This is a genomic window from Ornithinibacter sp. (assembly GCF_035443565.1).
GTDB lineage: Bacteria > Actinomycetota > Actinomycetes > Actinomycetales > Dermatophilaceae > Fodinibacter.
Window position 1 is genome coordinate 1 of record NZ_DAORSO010000292.1, and the last position, 1,868, is coordinate 1,868.

General features: G+C 72.8%; 1 protein-coding gene and 1 pseudogene. Both read left to right on the top strand.

From position 1 onward, the window contains the following. Positions 1-225 (top strand): annotated as a pseudogene (locus tag PLL68_RS14560) (lysophospholipid acyltransferase family protein); the annotation flags it as partial. 30 nt (positions 226-255) lie between these two features. Beyond that, entirely contained in the window at positions 256-1,728 is a 1,473-nt protein-coding gene (der, locus tag PLL68_RS14565; RefSeq protein WP_324535312.1) for a ribosome biogenesis GTPase Der, read from the top strand. Positions 1,729-1,868 lie beyond the last annotated feature (140 nt).

A 1,868-nucleotide genomic window follows, 5' to 3' on the forward strand; every position in this document is an offset into this window, starting at 1 on the left:
CGCACGGGTGAGCTCGCGGCATCCTGGCCACGCCTTCGCTCCCGACTCGTCGTCGACTTCGGGGAGCCGGTCGTCCTCGACCTCCCCGACGGGCTGCCCGGCCGGGCCCGCCTCGACCTCGCGACCGAACAGATCCGCACCGCCCTCGTGGCGCACGTGCACGCCGCCTCCGCCCGCCACGGCATCCCGCTGCCGACGGACGTGCCGCCCGACCTCGTGGACTGATGCACCCCTGACGTGGGGGACAATGGTGGGATGAGTACCGAGGACCCGACCACCGCGACCGCCGACCCCGAAGCCGTCGAGCGAGCCCTGCGCGTCGGTCTCGAGGACTTCGAGCTCAGCGACGAGGACCGTGCGCTGCTCGACCGTGACGACGACGACTTCGAGGCCGAGGCCGAAGCGGGCCCGCTGCCGGTCGTCGCCGTGATCGGGCGCCCGAACGTCGGCAAGTCCACCCTCGTCAACCGCATCATCGGCAGGCGCGAGGCCGTCGTCGAGGACGTTCCCGGCGTGACCCGCGACCGCGTCGCCTACGACGCCGAGTGGCTCGGCCACCGCTTCACCCTCGTCGACACCGGCGGCTGGGCCATCGACGCCCGCGGCATCCACCTGCGGGTGGCCGAGCAGGCCGAGATCGCCGTCGACCTCGCTGACGTCGTGCTGTTCGTCGTCGACGCCACCGTGGGTGCCACCGACGACGACGAGAACTGCGTGCGCCTGCTGCGCCGCGCCGGCAAGCCCGTCGTGCTCATCGCGAACAAGGTCGACGACCAGCGCACCGAGGCCGACGCCGCGGCCCTGTGGAACCTGGGCCTCGGGCAGCCCTGGCCGGTCTCGGCGCTGCACGGGCGGGGGAGCGGTGACGCCCTCGACGCCCTGCTCGAGGTGCTGCCGGAGTTCTCCGCCATGGGTGGGGCCTACGAGCGCGGTGGCCCGCGGCGGGTGGCCCTGGTCGGCCGGCCCAACGTCGGCAAGTCCTCCCTGCTCAACAAGCTCGTGGGCCACCAGCGCGTCGTCGTCGATGACGTCGCGGGCACGACCCGCGACCCCGTCGACGAGCTCGTCACCCTCGGCGGGCGCGACTGGCGCTTCGTCGACACCGCCGGCATCCGCCGCCGGGTCCACCAGACGCGTGGCTCCGACTTCTACGCCTCCCTGCGCACCCAGACGGCGCTGGAGAAGGCCGAGGTCGCGGTGGTGCTCGTCGACGCCTCCGAGACGATCTCCGAGCAGGACGTGCGGGTCATCCAGCAGGTCATCGACGCCGGGCGGGCCCTGGTCATCGCCTACAACAAGTGGGACCTCACCGACGAGGAGCGCCGGCACTTCCTCGAGCGCGAGATCGAGCGCGACCTCGTGCAGATCCCTTGGGCGCCGCGGGCCAACGTCTCGGCCCGCACCGGTCGGCACATGGACCGGCTCGTGCCGGCGCTCGACGTGGCGCTGGAGTCCTGGGGCACGCGCATCTCCACGGGGCGGCTCAACGCCTTCCTCGGTGAGGTCGTCGCCGGCCACCCGCACCCCGTGCGTGGTGGCAAGCAGCCCCGCATCCTCTTCGCGACCCAGGCGGGCACCCAGCCGCCGCGGTTCGTCCTCTTCGCGTCGGGCTTCATCGAGGCCGGCTACCGGCGCTTCATCGAGCGCCGCCTGCGCGAGGAGTTCGGCTTCGTCGGCACGCCGATCGAGATCTCGGTGCGGGTGCGCGAGAAGCGCTCGCGCCGCTGACCCCGGGGCGCGCCGGGGCGATTGGGTCGCCCCGGCCGCCATGGGATATGGTTTCGACGCTCCCGCGAGGGGGCAAGCCACGGGCTGTGGCGCAGCTTGGTAGCGCACTTGACTGGGGGTCAAGGGGTCGCAGGTTCAAA

Coding starts and splice junctions, on each gene's coding strand:
- der (WP_324535312.1), top strand. CDS start 256: ATGAGTACCGAGGACCCGACCACCGCGACCGCCGACCCCGAAGCCGTC.